The sequence below is a fragment of the Klebsiella sp. GFKo11 genome (assembly GCF_056490265.1).
The window spans coordinates 4,611,670-4,630,595 of the sequence record NZ_CM151369.1 but is presented as its reverse complement, the minus strand read 5'-3'; the positions used below and the strand labels follow the sequence as shown (position 1 = coordinate 4,630,595).

Genomic DNA, 18,926 nt, shown 5'->3' with positions numbered 1-18,926 from the left:
CGCGGCGTGATTATTATCTCCCGGGAATATTAAGGCTGGTGCAATCCTGCAACACAATTCCCGCTGGTGGTGCAAATAGATAAGGTTGTTTTATTTTTTCAATTAAAATCATTGGGATAATATAAGCCATTCTTATTTTATAAGCCATTTCACACTTATTTACCGCAGGTTCAGAACTGGTATGCATCTTGCCTGTTAAATAGCGACTTTTATTTAACAGGGACAATGTGATGCTGAAGAAAAAATTACTCTCACGTAAATGCCATCTCGCCGTTGCTGTTAGCGGGGCATTGGTGCTGTTTGCCGCTTTGCCGGCTCATGCCTCAACGTTGCGCATAGCGATGACCGCCGCCGATATCCCTTTAACCCTCGGCCAGCCCGATCAGGGTTTTGAGGGAAACCGTTTTACCGGTATCCCGCTTTACGACGCTCTTGTTGAGTGGGATCTGTCGCAAGGGGAAAAGCCCAGCGGCCTGGTTCCTGGGCTGGCGACCGAGTGGCACGTTGACCCGCAAGATCAAAGTCGCTGGATTTTCACCCTGCGCCCGGGAGTGAAGTTTCATGATGGCTCGGAGGTCAACGCCGATGCTATCGTCTGGAACGTGGATAAAGTACTGAATAAAGCCGCGCCGCAGTACGCTCCGGGCCAGATTGGCAACACGCTTTCGCGCATGCCGACCCTGACCGGTGCGCAGAAGATTGACGACCACACCGTGGTGTTGACCACCTCCGAGCCGGATGCGCTGCTGCCGTACAACATCACTAACCTGTTTATCGTTTCCCCGACGGCGTGGCAGAAACTGTATGACGCGGTACCGGCAAGCAGCGGCGATACCGCCGCGCGCAGTAAGCAGGCGTGGACCGAATTCGCCGCCCATGCGGTGGGCAGCGGCCCGTTTAAAATGGAAAAACTGGTTCCCCGCCAGCAGCTGATCCTCGATAAAAACCCCGACTACTGGAACAAAGATCGCATTCCACGGGTGGATAAAGTGGTGCTGATCCCGCTGCCTGAAGCCAACGCCCGCACCGCGGCGCTGCTTTCAAAGCAGGTGGACTGGATTGAGGCCCCGGCCCCGGACGCGGTCGATCAAATCAAGGCCCAGGGTTTTAAAATCTACGCTAATACCCAGCCGCACCTGTGGCCGTGGCAGTTCTCCTTCGAGGAGGGCTCGCCGTGGAAAGATATTCGCGTGCGCAAAGCCGCCAACCTGTGCCTTAACCGCGCCGAGCTGAAAAGCTATCTCGGCGGCTATATGACCGAGGCGACCGGCGTCTATGAGGCCGACAGCCCGTGGCACGGTAAGCCCACTTTCCAGATTAAGTATGACCCGGACACCGCCCGTAAGCTGATGACCGAAGCCGGATATAGCGCCGGTAAGCCGCTGCACGTGACCGTCGCCACCTCGGCATCCGGTTCCGGGCAGATGCAGCCGCTGCCGATGAACGAGTACATCCAGCAGAGCCTGAAAAGCTGCTTCTTTAACGTCGATATCAAAGTTAACGAATGGAACACCCTGTTTACCAACTGGCGTCTCGGAGCGAAAGATCCGTCCGCGAAGGGGATCGACGCGATCAACGTCAGCGCCGCGGTGAACGACCCCTATTTCGGCATGATCCGCTTCTCTACCGCCAAAGCCTTCCCGCCGGTCGCGACGAACTGGGGCTACTTCTCGACGCCGGAAACCGAAAAGCTGGCCACGGCGGTGAAGCACGCCTTTACTCCGGCTGAAATGGATAAAGCCGCCGGTGAGCTGCACGCCGCGCTGGTCGATCAGGTGCCGTTCCTGTTCGTTGCCCACGACGTCGGGCCACGGGCGATATCACCTGCCGTTACCGGGGTAGTACAGCCGCAAAGCTGGTTTATCGACCTCAGTCTGGTGAGCAAAAAAGAGTAATCGTCACGGGAGCAAGAGATGATCAATACGCTGCTATATCGCATCCTGCTGGCCGTCCCCACCATGCTTGGGGTGGCGGTAATCTGTTTTATGCTGGTGCAAATAGCACCGGGCGACCCGCTGGTGTCGGTGATGCCGCCGGACGCCTCGGAAGCGCTGCGTCAGACCTTAATGCAGGCCTACGGTTTTGATAAACCTCTGCCGCTACAATTTGTCCACTGGCTATGGCGGGCGCTGCACGGCGATTTGGGCATGTCGGTCGCCACCGGGCGCCCTGTGATTGGCGAAGTGATGACGGCGGTGACTTACTCTCTGCGTCTGGCGCTGCTGGCGACGGTGATTGGCTTTGTGCTGGGTAGCCTGTTTGGTTTTGTCGCCGGTTACTTTCGTAACAGCATTATCGACCGCCTGGCTTCGGTGCTGTCGGTGTTTGGCGTTAGCGTGCCGCACTACTGGCTGGGGATGCTGCTGGTCATCATTTTTAGCGTCAAACTCGCGCTGCTGCCGGCCACCGGCGGCGGGCCGATTGGCGAGGTGGGCTGGCAGTGGGACTGGGAACATCTGCAGTTTATGCTGCTGCCTGCTTTTACGCTGTCGGTGATCCCAACCGGGATTATCGCCCGCACTGTCCGTTCGCAGGTGGCGGACATTCTTAGCCAGGAGTTTATCGTCGGCCTGCGCGCCCGGGGGCTCAACGAGTCGCGAATCTTCCTGCACGTGGTGAAAAACGCCGCTCCGACCGCGCTGGCGGTAATGGGCCTGCAGGTCGGCTATCTGATGGGCGGCTCGATTCTGGTGGAAACCGTCTTCTCCTGGCCCGGCACCGGAATGCTGCTGAACACCGCCATTTTCCAGCGCGATCTGCCGCTATTGCAGGGCACCATCTGGGTGCTGGCGCTGTTCTTTGTGCTGCTCAATCTGCTGGTGGATATTCTGCAAACCACTCTCGACCCGCGAATTAAGAGGAGCTGACGATGGTGGATACCGTGACAACCAAAGGCATTCCCGTTTCTGCAACGACGGTCGCCCGACAAGGCTACTGGCGCGGCGTGTTTAGCCGACTGCTGCGCGACCCCGGCGGGGTGTTTGTCGGGGCGATCATTCTGATTCTGCTGGCGCTGGCGCTGTTTGGTCCGTGGCTGATCGTCAAAGACCCGTATCAGACCTCCATGTTTTTACGCCTTAAACCGATAGGCACCGACGGCTTTGTGCTGGGCTCCGATGAGCTGGGGCGCGATATGCTCTCCAGGCTGATTCTTGGCACTCGCCTGTCGCTGTTTATGGGCATAGTCCCGGTGGTGTTCGCCTTTTTTATCGGCGGCGCGATCGGCATTATCGCCGGATACGCGGGCGGTAAAACCAACACCCTTATTATGCGCACCGTCGACGTGTTTTATGCGTTTCCCTCGGTTCTGCTGGCGATAGCGCTCTCCGGCGCGTTGGGCGCAGGCATCGGTAATGCGCTGCTGTCGCTGACCCTGGTGTTTGTCCCCCAGGTGGCGCGTATCGCCGAAAGCGTCACTGCGCAGGTGCGGCATATGGATTATATCGACGCCGCCCGGGCTACCGGGGCCAGCGCGTTCACGATTATTCGCGTGCAGGTGCTGGGCAACGTTTTAGGGCCGATTTTCGTCTTCTCTACCGGGCTGATTTCGGTGTGCATGATCCTCGCTTCCGGCCTCTCTTTTCTGGGGCTTGGCGTTCGCCCGCCTGAGCCTGAGTGGGGGCTGATGCTCAACACCCTGCGCACGGCAATCTATACCCAGCCGTGGGTGGCGGCCTTGCCCGGCCTGATGATTTTTATCACCTCCATTTCGTTCAATATCCTCGCGGACCGCCTGCGTGCGGCAATGGCGATTAAGGAGTAAGCGATGCAACCCTTTATCAATATCGACCTCGGCGGACCGGCTCAGCCGCTGCTGAAGGTCAACAATCTGCTGAAACACTTTCCTGCCGGTGGCGGCAAAAAGCGCGAAGTGGTGCAGGCGGTGGATGACGTTAGCTTTACGGTGGTCAAAGGCGAAACCCTTGGCGTAGTAGGGGAGTCGGGCTGCGGTAAATCAACCACCGCCCGACTGTTGATGCAACTGCTTAAGCAGGATAGCGGCGAGCTGATTTTTGATGGCCTGGAGGTCGGCTCATCGCGCCTGCCGATGAAAGAGTATCGCCGTCAGGTGCAGATGGTCTTTCAGGATAGCTACGCGTCGCTGAATCCGCGCATGACCATGGAAGAGAGCATCGCGTTCGGCCAGCGGGTACACGGCGTTAGCGCCAAAGAGGCCAGCGAATATGCACGCTATCTGCTGGCGCACGTCGGCCTCGAGCCTGGACGCTTTGCCCATCGCTACCCGCACGCGCTCTCCGGCGGCCAGCGCCAGCGCGTCAACATCGCCCGCGCGCTGGCGATGAAGCCCCGGCTGGTCATTCTCGATGAAGCGGTCTCGGCGCTGGATAAATCCGTTGAAGCCCAGGTGCTGCAATTGTTGCAGGAGCTTAAGCGAACGCTGGCGCTGACCTATGTGTTTATCAGTCACGATCTGCACGTGGTGCGCTGGCTGTCGGATCGCATCCTGGTGATGTATCTCGGCGAGGTGGTGGAGATTGGCCCGGCGGAGCAGCTGTTTACCGCCTCGGCGCACCCTTATACCCGCGCGTTATTAAGCTCGATGCCGTCGATGGATCCGCAACATCGCACCTTAACCTCCCCGCTGAGCGGCGATCCGCCCAGCCCGATTTCACCCCCTTCCGGCTGCCGGTTTCATACCCGCTGTCCACATGCCAGAGCGGTGTGCTCGCAGGTGAAGCCAAAGCTTGAAAGCGTCGGTGAAGGACATCAAAGCGCCTGCCTGATGGCGCAGCCCGCGTCGCCCTGGCATCAGAATATCGCCATCCAGGAGGTGAGCCATGTCGCATGATGCTTATGTCCATATCCGCGACCTGCGGGTGGAGTTTCGCCGCGACGGCCAGACGGTCAACGCGGTTAACGGCGTCTCCTTTGATGTGCAAAAGGGCGAAGTGATGGCGCTGATCGGTGAATCCGGTTCCGGGAAAAGCGTCACACTACGCGCCCTGATGCGCCTGCATCCGCCGAAAAGCAGCGTGCTTTCCGGCACCCTGAAAGTCGGGGAGGAAGAGGTGCTGACCATGAGCGCCGGGCAGCTACGGCGCTATCGCGGCGCGCGCTGCGCGATGATTTTTCAGGAGCCGCTGCTGGCGTTCGACCCGGTCTATACCGTGGGACAACAGATTGTTGAGGGGCTGCGCCGCCACGAAGGGCTGTCGCGTCAGGCTGCGCGGGAGCGGGCGCTGGAAGCGCTGCGCCAGGTGCGCATTCCCAGCCCCGAGCGGCGGCTGGACGCCTATCCGCACGAGATGTCCGGCGGGATGCGCCAGCGGGCGATGATTGCTCTTGCGCTCTCCTGCAATCCGCAGCTGCTGCTGGCGGATGAGCCGACCACCGCGCTGGATGCCACTGTGCAAATCCAGATCCTGATCCTGCTGCGCGAGCAGCAAAAGCAGCGAGACCTGTCGATTATCTTCGTGACTCACGATATCGGCGCGGCAGTGGAGATTGCCGACCGGGTGGCGGTGATGTACGCCGGGCGCATCGTTGAAGAGGCGTCGATTGAGGATATTTTATACCGCCCCCGTCATCCCTATACCCAGGTGTTGTTAGGCAGCCGCCCGAAAGAGGGGCTGAAAAAGGGCGACGCGCTGCACTGCATCCCCGGTTCGCCGCCCGATCTCTCGCGCCTGCCGCCAGGCTGTGCCTTTGCCGAGCGCTGCCCGCACGCGCGACCGGCCTGCTCCGAGAGCCAACCAACGACAGAACAGGTAGGGTCGCGTCATGTGGTGAGCTGCCATCGCTGGCGCGAGCTGAATGCGTCCGTTGAAAACCAGGCGCTTTACGCCTGAATCACAGAGGAGACCAACATGCAGGATGACCTTCGCGCCTTTATGCCCTATCCGGCGCACCCGGTGGCGCATGCCTTAAGCGGGCCGCTGAGCGGGCTGACCTTTGCGGTCAAAGATTTGTTCGACGTGGCGGGCTACCCGACCGGCGGCGGCAACCCGCACCTGCTGGCGCTGTCCGGAATTAAAAAACGCACCGCCCCGGTGGTGCAAACGCTGCTGGATAACGGCGCGCGCTTTATCGGCAAAACCCATACCAGCGAGCTGGCGTATTCGATGAGCGGACACAACGTGCATTATGGCACCCCGCGCAACGGGGCCGCGCCCAATCATATTCCCGGCGGCTCTTCGTCCGGCTCGGCGTCGGCGGTATCGAACGATGCCTGTGATTTTGCCCTCGGATCCGATACCGGCGGCTCGGTACGCACTCCCGCCAGCTATTGCGGATTGTACGGTCTGCGTCCGACCCACGGGAGAATCTCCCTCGACGGCTGTCAGCCGCTGTGTGCCACCATGGATACCTGCGGTTTCTTTGCCCGCTCGCCGGAAGTCTTTTCTACCGTTGCCGCCTGCCTGTTTAGTGATGAGAGAGTGGATATTACCCGCGTTCGGCTGGCCAGCCATGATGGGCTATTTTCCCGTCTACCGCCGCGCAGCCAGCAGGCCCTGCTACCGGTTCGCCAGCGGCTGGGGCACTTTTTTGGCACGGTTTCACCCTTGAACGAATCGCTGCCGGAGGTGGACGATATCTATCTCGCCTTCCGCCAGATTCAGGGCTACGAAGCGTGGCAGGCGCAGGGTGAAACTATTGAGCGCTACGGCTTGCAATTGGGACCGGATGTGCGCGAACGCTTCTTTTGGGGCAAAGCGGTGACTCGCGAGCAGTTTGAAACCGCCTGTCAGTTGCGCGAACGGTTTAGCGCCTGGTGGGACGCGCAGCTCGGCGATGCGGTGCTGGTGATGCCAACGGTTCCCGACGGCGCGCCGCTGCTGACGGCGCAGGCTGAAGAGATAGAAGCGGTTCGCCGCCTGTCCCACGACCTGCTGTTAATTTCCGTAATGACTCAGCGTCCGCAGGTGACTCTGCCGGTTACTCAGGTGGGCGGTTTACCGCTGGGAATTTCATTTTTAGGGCCACGCGGCAGCGATCGTCTGCTGGTTGAGCTGGCCGCCGCGTTTATGCAAGGAGACCGAAATGAGCAGTGATGTCCTTTTTACCCCGATGACAGAGACCACCGATTGCCGTGTTAATGGCGAGCGCCTGTGGGATTCGCTAATGACGCTGGCGGAAATCGGCGCGACGCCGAAGGGCGGTTGCTGTCGTCTGACGCTCACCGATCTCGACCGGCAGGGGCGCGATCTGGTCATTAGCTGGGCGCAGGCGGCCGGGATGAGCGTCACCGTTGATAAAATCGGCAACGTCTTTATGCGTCGGGAAGGGCGTAATCCGGCGCTGCCGCCGATTGTTTCCGGTAGCCATATTGATACCCAGCCGACCGGCGGCAAATTTGACGGTAACTACGGCGTGCTGGCGGCGCTGGAGGTGGTGCGTACCCTGAACGATCTGGAGATTGAAACCGACGCGCCGATTGAAGTGGTGTTCTGGACCAATGAAGAGGGTTCGCGTTTTGTACCGGTGATGATGGGTTCCGGGGTGTTTGCCGGGGTATTTCCGCTGGAGACCATTTACGCGGCGAAGGATGCGGAAGGCAAGACCGTGGGTGAGGAGCTGGCGCGTATCGGCTATATCGGCAGCCAGACGCCGGGCGACCACCCGATTGGCGCTTACTTCGAAGCGCATATCGAGCAGGGGCCGATTCTGGAAGATGAAGAGAAAATCATTGGTATCGTGCAGGGCGTGTTGGGTATTCGCTGGTACGACTGCGTGGTAACTGGTCAGGAGTCCCACGCCGGGCCGACGCCGATGCGCCTGCGCCAGGATGCGTTACAGGTCGCGACCCGCATTATGCAGGAGGTGGTGGCGATTGCCGGGCGCAGCGAAGAGGGGCGCGGCACGGTGGGAATGGTGCAGGTCTATCCGAATAGCCGCAACGTGGTGCCGGGTGAGGTGACCTTTTCGATTGATATGCGCAATCTTAGCGATGAGCTGGTGGATGAGATGGACCGCCAACTGCGCGAGTTTATCGGCAGCGTCGAGCAGGAGAGCGGCCTGAAGGTGGCCCTGAAAGAGGTGAGCCACTATCCGGCGGCACCGTTCCACCCGGATTGCCAGGCGGCGATTGCCGGAGCTGCACAGCGCCTCGGTTATCCGGCGCGGGAGATTGTATCCGGTGCCGGGCATGACGCGGTGTATATGAGCTATCTGGCGCCGACCGGGATGATTTTTATCCCCTGCAAGGACGGCATCAGCCATAACGAAATTGAGTATGCTTCGCCGGAACACGTCGAGGCCGGAGCCAACGTGCTGTTGCAGGTGATGTTGCAGTACGCGCGAGCGGTGTAGAGGGGGGGATTGGCATCGTCTGCAGTTTTGTAGCCCGGACAGGCGCGTCAAGCGCCGCCTCCGGGACGGTGTCACTGGGTTCCGTTCACCACTATTTCGCAGAAAATATCTCACCGCGATACGTGAACGGGTAAAGGGGGAGAAAACCGTCTCCCCCTTTACAATCCCCGCGGTCCCGCAAAGAAATCGGTGCTGCGCACTGCGCTCACCTCCCGGACCTCAGCCTGCGGTCGGCTCAACTCGACATCACTGTCTCGATTCGCCTCTGTCCGCCATCCCTGGCGGCCAGCCCTTGTCTTCGGACCTCCGGTTCGCCGATTTCAGCGGGCACCAGGGCATCGCTGTGAGTTCTGTTGTTTCAGAAAGATATTTGTGGCTACCGGTGATTTTCCCCGGAGGCGGCGCTTGGGCGCCTGTCCGGGCTACAAGGCCCTCTCCTCCGGGAACTTCTTTAGCGGCTAAATTTACGCGAGCCGACAACGCACAGGACCACCCCCAACGTCACCGCCAACATCACTGGGCTCACTGTTTCGTGCAAAAGCGCCGCCGACAGAGCCAGCCCGAAGAATGGTTGTAGTAGCTGAAGCTGACCGACGGCGGCGATACCGCCAATAGCCAGCCCTTTGTACCAGAAGATAAAACCAATCAGCATGCTAAATAGCGACACATAGCCGAGCGCGGCCCAGGCTGAAATTGATATCGCGCGCCAGGACTCGGGCTGCGTCATCAACGAGGCGATCAGCATAAAAGGCAGCGCAATAATCAACGCCCAGCTAATCACCTGCCAGCCGCCTAATTCCCGGGTCAGCTTTGCGCCCTCGGCATAGCCCAGGCCGCAGGCGATAACCGCCGCCAGCATCAGCAGATCGCCGCTGAGCGAAGCTGCCGCATTTTGCCTCAGCGCGAACCCCACCACCAACAGGCTACCAATAATAGAAAAGGCCCAGAACGCGCGACGTGGACGTTCCCCGCCGCGCAGCACGCCAAAAATGGCCGTCGTTAGCGGCAGCAGGCCAAGAAAAACGATGGAATGAGCCGAGGTAACGTGCTGTAACGCCAGTGCCGTCAGTAGCGGAAAGCCAATTACCACGCCCAATGAAACAATCACCAGCGGGAAAAGCTGCGACAGGCGCGGGCGTCTCTGGCGAAAACTTACCACCAGGACGATGGCCAGCATCCCGGCGATAGAGGCGCGCAGATAAGTCAGCAAGAACGGGTCTATATCAAGCACCGCCAGACGCGTCGCGGGCAGCGAGCCGCTAAAAATAATGACCCCCAGTAAACCGTTGAGCCATCCCGACCATGACCCCGGATCTGTTTTGTGAACCGCTGAATCTACCACGCTAACCTCGCTATATTGGATGTGCTGTACTGACTTGAGCAATGTCTGAGGCGATGGTAGTGTGCCTAATCTAATACAATCAAATTATTGTCATAGATACATTCACCGATGAAAGTCCGATACAAAGCCATTGTTGATCGCTACGCGCAGGCGATTCATAGCGGGAAGATGCCCGCCGGAACCCGTCTTCCCACGCATCGCTCCCTTGCGGCAGATGAACATATCTCGCTGGCCACGGCCACGCGCGTGTATCACGAACTGGAAGCAATAGGTCTGGTGAGCGGCGAAACCGGGCGCGGAACCTTTGTACGCGACATCTCGCTCCCACCGGGGCACGGCGTCGATCAGCAGGTGATAGCTGCCGATGTCGTAGATCTGAACTTCAACTATCCTTCGCTGCCGGGGCAGGGGGATGCGCTGCGCGAAGCGCTTAAACAGCTAGCGATGGCGGGAGATATTGACTCTCATCTGCGCTATCAACCCCATGCTGGACGGGTCGCAGAGCGTGAAATTATCGCTCGTCATTTGACCGGCAACCGCTTTGCTCCTGACGCGGAAAATGTGCTGATCGTCAACGGCGCTCAGCACGGGCTGGCGGTAACCGTGATGGGGCTTCTGCGACCGGGCGATGTGGTGGCGGTAGATGCGCTAACCTACTCAGGTTTTAAAGCCCTGGCGGCGCTTTATCATCTGGAGCTGGTGGCGATTCCCTGTAGCGCCGAGGGACCGGATCTCCATGCGCTTCATCAGCTATGCCAACAGCGGCGCGTGCGGGCGGTTTATACCATGCCGACGCTGCATAATCCGCTCGGCTGGGTACTGAATCACCGCCAACGGCAGGCGCTGGCTGATCTCGCGCGCCAGCACGATCTGCTGGTTATTGAAGATACGGCCTACGCCTGGCTGGTGCGTAATTCACCTCCGCCGGTGGCCAGCTATGCGCCGGAAAGAACGGTCTATGTCACCGGTTTTTCAAAAAACGTGGCTACAGGTCTGCGCGTGGGGGTAGTTATCTGCCCGTCTCGCTATCGGCCTGAGATTGAGCGCGCTATCCGCGCCACGACGTGGAATACCCCTTCGCTGATGAGTTCGCTGGTCTGCGCCTGGATTGAAGACGGCACGGTTGCACGCTTTGAAACGCAGAAGCGACAGGATGCGCGGCAGCGGCAGCGGGTTGCCCGTGAGGTTCTCGGTGCGCTTCCCTTAGTAAGCCATCCGGATTCGTACTTTCTTTGGCTGCCTCTGGGTGAGGAGAGCCGGGCCGACCGGCTGGTGAAAACGTTGATGGAGCGTAATATTTCCGTTTCGACTGCCGAGCCATTTTGTGTTTCCACCCACGTCCCGCAGGCGCTGCGTATCGCCCTCGGATCCGTTCCTCTCGATAACCTGCGTGCGGCGCTGCTTAAAGTTCGCGACGCCGTGGAGTTTGAGCAATACCGCTAACCCATCTGCGCCAGCTGACCGCGCAGCACTTCAACCCCTTGCTCAATAGCGTCGGGGTTAATGGCATGGAACCCCATGCGGAAGAAGTTACCCGGCGGCGCGTTGCTGAGAAAATGCCGCGCGCCGGGTTCAATCAACACCCCCGCATGAGCGGCGCGCCAGGTGAGCTGCTGGGTATTGATTTGCTCCGGCGTGGATAGCCAGAACGCATTGGCGTGCTCGCTGCCGGGAATAATCCGGCACTCCGGCAGGTGATGTTGCAGCGCGTTGTTGAGCCTGTCCCAGCGCTGGGCCGAGTCGTAATGGTAGCGGCGCAGATGGGTTTCGTAGTGCCCCTGGGCAAGGAAGTGGGCCATCTGATACTGAATGTTGGTCGGTGGATGGCGATATATCAGGCGGCGCAGCGCCCGCGCTTCATCAATCAGGTCCGGGTCGGCGACCATAAAACCCAGCCGCAGACCTGGTGACAGCGCCTTTGACAGGCTGCTGACGTAGACCACCCGTCCGCTGCGATCGCTGGCCTTCAGCGCCGGAAGCGGGTTAAGCATAAAGTTACTCTCCGAGTCGTAATCGTCCTCAATAATGACTGCGTCATGGTGAGCAGCATGCTCCAGCAGCTGACTGCGTCGCTCCTTGCTCATCGCCACGCCGGTCGGTACCTGGTGGCCGGGGGTCACATAGTAGTAATCGCAGGGCGTATCGTTGAGGACGATCCCTTGTTCATCCACCGGGTGCGGCACGATATCCGTATCGGCAAGCAGGAAGGTGTTGATGGCCTCGCGAAAACAGGGGTTCTCCACGCCGACTCGCGTCTTCGACGACATCAGCAGGCGGGTCAGGAGATAGAGCGCGTTTTGCGAACCGAGGGTAATCAGGATCTCATCCGGCGCGGCGACGATGCCGCGCTTGGGTAGTACCCGGGTGCGGATTTGCTCAATCAGCATCGGCACGTCCTGGTCGATATGGTCCACCACCCACGCCGGATCGCGCACCCCGCCGTGCAGCCAGTTAGCCGCTGAACGCCAGGTCGCCAGCGGAAACTGGCGGGTATCCGGCTGACCGTAGATAAACGGGTAGCGGTAGTTCATCCAGCCCGCCGGTTTCAGAATCGACTCCTGCTGGCTGGGGGTAATTTGCAGCCGCGTGCCCCAGCGTGGTGCAAAACTCTCGTCATGCGGTGCAGCTTCCGGCACCGCGGAAGGGGAAGCGTGCTGATAATCCGGGTGCAGGTAGTACCCGCTGCGCGGGCGGCTTACCAGATACCCCTCGTTCACCAGCCCCTCAAAAACCAGCGCCGTGGTGTTACGCGACACCCGCAGCTGGCTGGCCAGCTGGCGGCAGGAGGGGAGCGGCATGTCGGCGGAAAAAATGCCGCCCAGAATGGCGTTAATCAGCGTCTCGCGCACCTGCTCCTGCAAACCGCGGCGCGGGTCGAAATCAACGTGTAACAGGTGTCGGATCATGCTTAGCTCCTTACGCGAACGCTCTGTGCATGAACTGGAGCAAATTCCATACCATCCTGAAAATGACTGACACATCCACGCGGTGAATCTGGCTCTATCCGGAAATTAAAAACGCTCCCTACAGTAAAAACGCATTCATCAGTCGCGGACCGGAACTTCCGTCGGCACATATTTTGCAAAACCTTTTCATGTTCTGGAATGAACACGTCTGGCGAATTAATTAGGGGTGGATTGATGAAAAAATCATTAGGTTCAATGTGTCTGGGGGCCGTTATGGCGATGGCCTTTTCTTATCACGCAGTTGCCGCCGATCTTCCTGAAATAGAAAAATCCGGCACGCTGAAGGTCGCGACCGAAGATGATTACGCGCCGTTTAACTTTATGAATAACGGCCAGGCGGATGGCTTTAACAAAGATATGCTCGATGAATTACGTAAATACGCGAAATTCAATGTCGATCAGAGCATTCTGCCGTGGACCGGACTATTAGCGGCGGTCTCCACCGGCCAGTACGATATGGCGTTAACCGGCGCGGTGATTACCGACGACCGCCTGAAAGTTTTTGATTTCACGCCGCCGTGGGCGTCAGCACAGCACTATTTTGTCAAACGCGCTGGCGATAATTCACTGGATACGATTGCGAGTCTGAGCGGCAAAAAAGTGGGCGTTCAGGCGGGCAGCGCGCTGCTGGCGCGTCTGCCGGAACTGAAAGCGATGCTGGAGAAAACCGGCGGCAAGCTGGGGCCGGTGGTGGAATATCCTTCCTACCCTGAAGCCTACGCTGACCTCGCCAACAAACGCCTCGATTACGTGATTAACGTGGTTATTTCGGTCAACGACCTGGCGAAGGCCAAGCCAAAGGTATTCGCCAAAGGTCTGGCGGTTTCTGGTCCGGGCTATATGGCATGGCCGATCCCGAAAAACTCGCCGCAGCTGCTGGCCTATATGACCAAATTTATGAACCACATGAAGGAAACCGGCAAGCTCGCTGAGCTGCAGAAAAAGTGGTTTGGCGAAACCTATGACGACCTGCCGACCGAAGCGATTACCAGCCCGGAACAGTTCCATAAATTAGCCGGTCTGTAATATGTTCTGCGGCGGGTCACCGCCGCCTGTTAAGGTGAAGGAGGGCTTCATGGATGCAATTTCCTGGCAGTTACTGATTGAAGGCGCATGGACGACCCTCTGGATTTCGGCCATCGCCATCGCCTTTGGCGTGGTGATTGGCCTGCTGATTGCGCTGGTGCGAATGCTACGCGTACCGGTTATCGATCAGCTGCTGGTGGTCTATATCAGCCTGGCCCGCGCTACGCCGCTGGTGACGCTGGTGCTGTTCCTGTTTCTTTCTCTGCCGACGGTCGGGATTAACCTCGATAAAAACGTCGCGGCGATTGTGGCGCTGACGCTCAATACCTCGGCCTTCAACGCCGAAATCTGGCGCAACGCTTTTCGTACTTTCCCCCGCGAGCAGCGGGAAGCGGCGGAGTCGGTGGGGATGCGTCGCTGGGCTTACTTCCGCTATATCATGCTGCCGCAGATGTGGATTGAGAGCCTGCCCGCGCTGGTCAACGAGATGTCGTTCCTGATTAAAGGCAGCCCGGCGATTGCGGTGATTGGCGTAGTTGATCTCACCCGCGTCACCAATCGAATTTCTTCGGTCACCTATGAGCCTCTCTCGCCGATTCTGGCGGCGGGCCTGCTGTACGTGGTGATTATTGGTCTGCTGCTGAAGCTGCAGGGGATGGCGGAGCGTAAAGCGAAACGTCTGGCGCGATAAATACAGGAGGTGCTATGAATCAGTGGGCCGTTATCTGGTCGGTGCGCGACAGCTTTATTGCCGGTTTACTCGCCACCCTTGAGCTATTTATTACCGCAGCCATTGCCGGTTTAATTATCGGTATTGTGCTGTGCTATTTAACCGAATATCAAAAGAAAACGCTTAACCGGCTTATTATTGGCTTTGTTAGTTTAATGCGGGCCATTCCGTTTTTGATACTGGCCTATTTGCTCTATTACGGTCTACCGGAAGTCGGTATCAGTATGGAGGCGTGGACCGCCGGATTAATCGCCTTAATTATCTATCACGGCGCTTATTTCTTTGAAATATTGCGCAGTCAGCGCCGGGTATTTTCCGGTGGCTATATAGAAGCCGCGGTGGCGCAGGGCTTTTCACGCTACAAAATATTCCGCCGCATTATTCTGCCCAATATCCTGTCTTCCGCATTACCGTTGATGGGTAACCAACTGATAATTTGCCTGAAAGACACCGCTTTTCTCAGCATTATCACCGTCCAGGAGATAACCGCTGCGGCCAACAGCGTGCAGGCCACTTATTTTATCCCGTTTAACGCCTTTATCGTCGCGATTGGGCTCTACTGGGCTGTCAGCATTCTGCTGGAACTGCTGATTAAACGTCTGAGCGCCTGGGGAGCCAGAAGAGGAATGAGCCATGCATAATACGACTGCTGTAAGCGTCAAAAACGTCTCTAAACAGTTTGATAACATTGAAGTTCTACGTGATATCAACCTGACGGTAGAGAAGGGGACCGTAGTGAGCATCCTCGGTTCGTCAGGTTCCGGTAAATCGACGCTGCTGCGCTGCATGAACTGGCTGGAGCAGCCGGATCGCGGCGAGGTGCGCATCAGCGGCCAGCGGCTGGGTATTGATGAAGATAATGGCCGGGCCATGTCCCATCGCCAGCTGTCGAAAATCCGCGAGCGGGTCGGGATGGTGTTTCAGAGCTTTAACCTGTGGCCGCACCTGACCGTGCAGCAGAACGTCAGCGAAGCGCTGCTGCACGTGAAGGGGATGAAGCGTGATGAAGCGAAAGCTATCGCCATGCAGCAACTGGAGAAAGTGGGGATGGCGCATAAAGCCGACGTTTACCCCATTACGCTCTCAGGCGGACAGAAGCAGCGGGTAGCGATTGCCCGCTCGCTGGCGATGTCGCCGGAGGTGATTTTGTTCGACGAGCCGACGTCAGCCCTCGATCCCGAACTGGTCAACGAGGTGCTGGGCGTGATGAAGGCGCTGGCGGCCGAGGGTTACACCATGGTGGTGGTGACCCACGAGATGGACTTTGCGCGTCAGGTATCGGATGAAGTGGTGTTTCTTGAGAAGGGGTTGTTGATTGAGAAAGCGCCGCCGGAGAAGTTTTTCACCAACCCGGATTCCGAGCGCGTCAGGCAGTTTTTGCAGAGCAGCCGATAACAGTGAACCCCGGGTCGCGGGGCGGTAGCCCGGACAGGCGCATTAAGCGCCGCCTCCGGGACGGTGTAGAAGGGTTCCGTTCACCACTATTTCGCAGAAAATGTCTCACCGCGGTACGTGAACGGGTAAAGGGGGAGAAAACCGTCTCCCCCTTTACAATCCCCGCGGTCCCGCCAGGAAATCGGTGCTGCGCACTACGCTCACCTCCCGGACCTCAGCCAGCGGTCGGCTCAACTCGACACTACTCGTCCCATCCCTGGGACTCGCCCCTCCGGGGCCAGCGCAAGCGCTGTTCAAAATTGCTCCGGGCAATTTTGTCCATGTCTCGATTCGCCTCTGTCCGCCATCCCTGGCGGCCAGCCCTTGTCTTCGGACCTCCGGTTCGCCGATTTCAGCGGGCACCAAGGCATCGCTGTGAGTTTTTCTGTTTCAGGGGGATTCAGTTGCTGCATGAAAATCTTCCCGGAGGCGGCGCTTGACGCGCCTGTCCGGGCTACATGCCCCATGTCGACTCGGGCCGTCTTTGCGCCCTCTCCCTTTCAGGGCTGTCTCTTGATCAGATCTTCTGCTCAAGAGACAGGGCCAGTCTGTAACCCTCAACCATTTCCTGGAGCCTGAACCAGCCATCCCATATCACTATCCAGCCGGGTCTTCCTGTTCGTTTACTGTCATACCATCGGCCCAGTTTTGCCAGAGACAGACAGGCCCATTTCAGCGTCGGCGGCCTTTCCGGCAGCGCTTTTCCTTCCTGCTTCACCCACAACAACTTCCATTCCACCGGACTCAGTACCGACTCACAGCTTTCATTCTGCGTTTCCTCACTTACACCTCCCTGCCGTAACGCCAGCACCCTCACCGCCACGAAGGCCAGGATTGTCACCATTCGTTCCAGATTGTCCCGCGTCTGCATCCGCAACGCTTCCACCTGTGCGCCGCCGCTTTTCCAGGCCTTATGGTATTCCTCTATCAGCCAGCGCCGTTCGTAGTGGCTCACCACCGTTCTCGCCTCCGCTGAGTTCTCCACTTTTTCTGACGTCAGAAGATGCCAGCAGGCCCCTTCCGGCTCGTCTTCGCGGCAGCAGATATAGGTTAATGACAGCGTCCCTTTCTCTGATTTCAGTTGTATTTCACTGTAGCTGACCTTCATCTGTGCCTGCCTGGCCGCCCGGCCTCCCTTCTGCACCACATTCAGTCTGTGGCTCCCGGCTTCTGTCAGAGACTCCGGCAGGCTGAACAGTTTGCCGGGTGCCTCTGCCAGCAGACGATTCTGTGCCGCCCGCACAACGAACCGCTGCCCGTGGCTGAGTTTATAGCTAAGGTAATGCCAGATATCCGCCTCCCGGTCGCAGACCGAGATAACCCGTGACTGGGTTTCACCCAACCGTTGCGCCATATGCTCAGAAGCCCGTTGCCATTTATAGCTCTCTTTCTCTTCATAAGGACGCTGACTGCGCTGATGTTTTTTGCCATAGCTGGCTGGCGCACGGCACCAGCGTTGCTGGTCAATGAGACCCACCATACGGGCACTGTCTGGTGCACAGAGCAGGACAGAGTGGGCCAGCAGCCCATAAGTGCGCTGACTGGTGCCAATATTACCCAGCTCGTCAGTGACAGAGCTGTGGCCAAAACTCAGGGCGGTGGTGTCTTCCAGTGCGAGCAGAAGCGAGTATTCAGCAGCGGCTCTGGCCGTCGCGGTGAAACCAGCATCGGCGATGTCATCAGGTGAAACTGCGGGGTTACGCATCAGGCGGTAGGCACCTTCAACTTCGGCAGGAGAACGGGAGGATTGCACAATAGAAAGTCCGGTATGTTGAGCCAGTGAAGAGGCCAGAGTGACAAGCCGCCGGGTACGGCGTAAATCCCCTAATTCAGCGGATCCAAAAATGTCGTTAGCCCATGAATAACAATCAGAAAGCACCATAGCAGAACACCAGAAGTCGGGGGAGTATTAAACAGAGATCAATAAACAGGGAAAAGATTCAAAAAATCCTCCGGCAATGTTGTCGGAGGATTTGTGTATAAGAGACAGCTTTCAGGGAGAGATACCGTCTTGCCGGTTATCCGGCAAGTGGTATTTCAGCGTTAAATTCATGCCCGGATTTCACCACACCATAAGCCAGCTGCAGTAATTTCCTCATTCCTGCACACACTCGCTCTTTCCCTGTCTTACCCCGGGCTGCAAGCCTTTCCATCAGGTTTTTCACCACCTTATTGCATCTTCCTGCCACTACCGCTGGCATATACAGTGCGCTACGCAGCTCTGCATGGCCCACTTTCGACAGCCTGCTTTTCCCTTTCCACATCCCCGACTCACAACGACGAGGATTTAAACCAGCATACGCTACCAGTGCCTTGCTGTTGCTGAACCGTCGCAGATTTCCTGCGAACGCCAGCAGGCTCACACTCAGCATGTCTCCTATTCCGGGGATACTTTTCAGTAGCTCCCGGTCCCACTTCAGGTCCGGGTTATCATCGATATGCCGGTTGATTTTATTGAGGGTTTCTTCAATCAGCTCATCCAGCATCGTAACGTGTTCATTCAGGGAAGGAACGATGACTTCATCTGCCGCCTCAAGGCGGTTCACCTCCATCTGACGCATCTCTTCCAGGTTACGCAGGTGGCGTACCAGAGCCGTCAGTTGTCGTTCGCTCAGCGGCGCAGGATGCCAGGGGGCCGGCTGATACAGAGCGCAGTAGCGCGCTATCAGCGCCGCGTCGCTTTTGTCCGTTTTATTGCGGGTCAGTTCAGTGTTTGCGAACGCATGGATACGTGCCGGGTTTTCAAGGCTGACGCAGCAGCCATTATCGGCCAGCAGGGTGGCCAGTTCAGTGCTGTAGCAACCTGTTGCCTCCATGCAGACGTGACAGTGACCAAAACGCGCCAGCCAGTTCAGAAATTCGCGGCATCCGGCTGGGGTATTGGCGAATTTTTTGGTTTTGTACTTCTGGTTTGGCAGCTGGACAGCAACGTCGAATTTGAGTTTGGCGATATCAACGCCGACAGGGACAAGATTCATCATGGTACTCCGTAACCTTATGAATATTATCGCCGGACCATCCTTATATGTGGGTGCTCAGGGCACAGGATACCGTTCGGTCTTGAGGCGACAGGGAAACAGGTTACCGGGGCATAATCTCTCCCGCGGGCTCAGGGGCTCCAGGGCTGGGTGATGCTCACCGGTAACCTCCCGATGAT

Annotated in this window: 16 protein-coding genes; 12 read left to right on the top strand and 4 right to left on the bottom strand. The window is 58.1% G+C overall.

Annotation, left to right across the window (positions count from 1 at the left end):
* The first annotated feature begins 230 nt into the window (after positions 1-230).
* The 7 genes from AC07P6_RS22385 to AC07P6_RS22355 are packed head-to-tail and all read left to right on the top strand — an operon-like array spanning position 231 to position 8,271.
* On the top strand, positions 231-1,895 hold the full coding sequence (locus tag AC07P6_RS22385; protein ID WP_478314733.1) for an ABC transporter substrate-binding protein: 1,665 nt from the start codon (positions 231-233) through the stop codon (positions 1,893-1,895).
* Between the two features lie 18 nt (positions 1,896-1,913).
* Positions 1,914-2,867 (top strand): ABC transporter permease, encoded by a 954-nt coding sequence (locus tag AC07P6_RS22380; RefSeq protein WP_112217375.1) that lies wholly within the window; start codon positions 1,914-1,916, stop codon positions 2,865-2,867.
* Positions 2,868-2,869: 2 nt separating this feature from the next.
* Positions 2,870-3,763, top strand: coding sequence for an ABC transporter permease (locus tag AC07P6_RS22375; protein ID WP_181483144.1), 894 nt, complete (start codon positions 2,870-2,872; stop codon positions 3,761-3,763).
* 3 nt (positions 3,764-3,766) lie between these two features.
* Positions 3,767-4,810, top strand: coding sequence for an ABC transporter ATP-binding protein (locus tag AC07P6_RS22370; protein WP_110273227.1), 1,044 nt, complete (start codon positions 3,767-3,769; stop codon positions 4,808-4,810).
* Positions 4,800-5,810 (top strand): ABC transporter ATP-binding protein, encoded by a 1,011-nt coding sequence (locus tag AC07P6_RS22365; RefSeq protein WP_478314731.1) that lies wholly within the window; start codon positions 4,800-4,802, stop codon positions 5,808-5,810. Before AC07P6_RS22370 ends, AC07P6_RS22365 begins: the two co-directional genes overlap by 11 nt.
* Positions 5,811-5,828: 18 nt before the next feature.
* Positions 5,829-7,013, top strand: a complete 1,185-nt coding sequence (locus tag AC07P6_RS22360) for an amidase (RefSeq protein WP_478314729.1) — start codon at positions 5,829-5,831, stop codon at positions 7,011-7,013.
* The gene (locus AC07P6_RS22355; protein WP_304256856.1) at positions 7,003-8,271 is read left to right on the top strand and encodes a Zn-dependent hydrolase; all 1,269 of its coding nucleotides are present in this window, start codon (positions 7,003-7,005) and stop codon (positions 8,269-8,271) included. Before AC07P6_RS22360 ends, AC07P6_RS22355 begins: the two co-directional genes overlap by 11 nt.
* A gap of 451 nt (positions 8,272-8,722) precedes the next feature.
* Here AC07P6_RS22355 and AC07P6_RS22350 read toward each other — a convergent pair whose 3' ends face one another.
* Positions 8,723-9,613, bottom strand: a complete 891-nt coding sequence (locus tag AC07P6_RS22350) for a DMT family transporter (RefSeq protein WP_478314727.1) — start codon at positions 9,611-9,613, stop codon at positions 8,723-8,725.
* Between the two features lie 108 nt (positions 9,614-9,721).
* Between AC07P6_RS22350 and AC07P6_RS22345 the strand changes: the two genes are divergently transcribed.
* The gene (locus AC07P6_RS22345) at positions 9,722-11,056 is read left to right on the top strand and encodes an aminotransferase-like domain-containing protein (RefSeq protein ID WP_478314725.1); all 1,335 of its coding nucleotides are present in this window, start codon (positions 9,722-9,724) and stop codon (positions 11,054-11,056) included.
* Here AC07P6_RS22345 and pdxR read toward each other — a convergent pair.
* Complete coding sequence (gene pdxR, locus AC07P6_RS22340) at positions 11,053-12,519, bottom strand: MocR-like pyridoxine biosynthesis transcription factor PdxR (protein WP_478314723.1); 1,467 nt, start codon at positions 12,517-12,519, stop codon at positions 11,053-11,055. The genes AC07P6_RS22345 and pdxR overlap by 4 nt on opposite strands.
* A 234-nt stretch (positions 12,520-12,753) precedes the next feature.
* On the opposite strand from pdxR, the gene AC07P6_RS22335 reads away from it, so the two are divergent.
* The 4 genes from AC07P6_RS22335 to AC07P6_RS22320 are packed head-to-tail and all read left to right on the top strand — an operon-like array spanning position 12,754 to position 15,730.
* Positions 12,754-13,605 carry a transporter substrate-binding domain-containing protein gene (locus AC07P6_RS22335; RefSeq protein WP_110273234.1) on the top strand — a complete coding sequence of 284 codons (852 nt, stop codon included), beginning with the start codon at positions 12,754-12,756 and terminating at the stop codon, positions 13,603-13,605.
* 49 nt (positions 13,606-13,654) lie between these two features.
* A complete protein-coding gene (locus AC07P6_RS22330) occupies positions 13,655-14,296 on the top strand; it encodes an amino acid ABC transporter permease (RefSeq protein WP_181483136.1) in 642 nt (213 codons plus the stop codon).
* Positions 14,297-14,310: 14 nt separating this feature from the next.
* Positions 14,311-14,976, top strand: a complete 666-nt coding sequence (locus tag AC07P6_RS22325; protein WP_110273236.1) for an amino acid ABC transporter permease — start codon at positions 14,311-14,313, stop codon at positions 14,974-14,976.
* Entirely contained in the window at positions 14,969-15,730 is a 762-nt protein-coding gene (locus AC07P6_RS22320; RefSeq protein WP_478314720.1) for an amino acid ABC transporter ATP-binding protein, read from the top strand. The genes AC07P6_RS22325 and AC07P6_RS22320 overlap by 8 nt, the downstream gene beginning before the upstream one ends.
* Before the next feature lie 556 nt (positions 15,731-16,286).
* On the opposite strand, the gene AC07P6_RS22315 is transcribed toward AC07P6_RS22320, so the two are convergent.
* The gene (locus tag AC07P6_RS22315) at positions 16,287-17,651 is read right to left on the bottom strand and encodes an IS4 family transposase (RefSeq protein ID WP_478314718.1); all 1,365 of its coding nucleotides are present in this window, start codon (positions 17,649-17,651) and stop codon (positions 16,287-16,289) included.
* Positions 17,652-17,787: 136 nt separating this feature from the next.
* Complete coding sequence (locus tag AC07P6_RS22310) at positions 17,788-18,750, bottom strand: IS110 family RNA-guided transposase (RefSeq protein WP_478314716.1); 963 nt, start codon at positions 18,748-18,750, stop codon at positions 17,788-17,790.
* Positions 18,751-18,926 lie beyond the last annotated feature (176 nt).

What these genes read in the sequence shown, in the direction of transcription:
- AC07P6_RS22385 (WP_478314733.1), top strand. Translation starts at nt 231, where the DNA reads ATGCTGAAGAAAAAATTACTCTCACGTAAATGCCATCTCGCCGTTGCT.
- AC07P6_RS22380 (WP_112217375.1), top strand. Translation starts at nt 1,914, where the DNA reads ATGATCAATACGCTGCTATATCGCATCCTGCTGGCCGTCCCCACCATG.
- AC07P6_RS22375 (WP_181483144.1), top strand. Translation starts at nt 2,870, where the DNA reads ATGGTGGATACCGTGACAACCAAAGGCATTCCCGTTTCTGCAACGACG.
- AC07P6_RS22370 (WP_110273227.1), top strand. Translation starts at nt 3,767, where the DNA reads ATGCAACCCTTTATCAATATCGACCTCGGCGGACCGGCTCAGCCGCTG.
- AC07P6_RS22365 (WP_478314731.1), top strand. Translation starts at nt 4,800, where the DNA reads ATGTCGCATGATGCTTATGTCCATATCCGCGACCTGCGGGTGGAGTTT.
- AC07P6_RS22360 (WP_478314729.1), top strand. Translation starts at nt 5,829, where the DNA reads ATGCAGGATGACCTTCGCGCCTTTATGCCCTATCCGGCGCACCCGGTG.
- AC07P6_RS22355 (WP_304256856.1), top strand. Translation starts at nt 7,003, where the DNA reads ATGAGCAGTGATGTCCTTTTTACCCCGATGACAGAGACCACCGATTGC.
- AC07P6_RS22345 (WP_478314725.1), top strand. Translation starts at nt 9,722, where the DNA reads ATGAAAGTCCGATACAAAGCCATTGTTGATCGCTACGCGCAGGCGATT.
- pdxR (WP_478314723.1), bottom strand. Translation starts at nt 12,519, where the DNA reads ATGATCCGACACCTGTTACACGTTGATTTCGACCCGCGCCGCGGTTTG.
- AC07P6_RS22335 (WP_110273234.1), top strand. Translation starts at nt 12,754, where the DNA reads ATGAAAAAATCATTAGGTTCAATGTGTCTGGGGGCCGTTATGGCGATG.
- AC07P6_RS22330 (WP_181483136.1), top strand. Translation starts at nt 13,655, where the DNA reads ATGGATGCAATTTCCTGGCAGTTACTGATTGAAGGCGCATGGACGACC.
- AC07P6_RS22325 (WP_110273236.1), top strand. Translation starts at nt 14,311, where the DNA reads ATGAATCAGTGGGCCGTTATCTGGTCGGTGCGCGACAGCTTTATTGCC.
- AC07P6_RS22320 (WP_478314720.1), top strand. Translation starts at nt 14,969, where the DNA reads ATGCATAATACGACTGCTGTAAGCGTCAAAAACGTCTCTAAACAGTTT.
- AC07P6_RS22315 (WP_478314718.1), bottom strand. Translation starts at nt 17,651, where the DNA reads ATGGTGCTTTCTGATTGTTATTCATGGGCTAACGACATTTTTGGATCC.
- AC07P6_RS22310 (WP_478314716.1), bottom strand. Translation starts at nt 18,750, where the DNA reads ATGATGAATCTTGTCCCTGTCGGCGTTGATATCGCCAAACTCAAATTC.